Genomic DNA, 588 nt, shown 5'->3' on the forward strand with positions numbered 1-588 from the left:
ACTCTAACTGGCTCAGGTACAAGTTATACGGTGGTGTTTACACCAACGGCAAACAGTGTCGCGGCAGGTAAGGTAACGGTAGCGAAAGATAGCTTTACTGATGCTAAGGGCAATAATAATGCCGCGGGAGCTTCAATAGACTTTACTGTTGATACGGTTGTACCGACGATTGCAATGTCTGCGAATAGCACTGACTTATCGGCAGGTGAAACGTCGACGCTTACTATTACGTTAAGCGAAACAGCAACGGACTTTGCTTTATCAGACTTGAGTGTGACTGGAGGAACTTTATCGACTTTCACTGGCTCAGGTACAAGCTACACAGTGGTGTTTACACCAACGGCAGGCAGTAATGGTGCAGGTAAGGTAACGGTAGCTCAAGACAGCTTTAGTGATGCGAAAGGTAATAAGAATGCTGCTGGAGCTTCAGTAGACTTTACTATTGATACGGTTGTACCAACGATCAATATGACAGCAAACTCAACGGATTTAGCCGTAGGAGACACAGCGACAATCACCATAACATTAAGTGAAGCGTCTACGAATTTTGTAGCGTCAGACTTAAGTGTTATGGGTGGTACTTTATCA

Annotated in this window: 1 protein-coding gene; it reads left to right on the forward strand. The window is 44.7% G+C overall.

What is annotated here, in order from left to right; translation table 11 throughout:
- Positions 1–588 (forward strand): Ig-like domain-containing protein (locus PVK70_RS18880; protein ID WP_274441720.1); only part of this gene is annotated, 588 nt, incomplete at both ends.

The sequence above is a fragment of the Aliivibrio sp. A6 genome (assembly GCF_028765505.1).
Taxonomy (GTDB): Bacteria; Pseudomonadota; Gammaproteobacteria; order Enterobacterales; family Vibrionaceae; genus Aliivibrio; species Aliivibrio finisterrensis_A.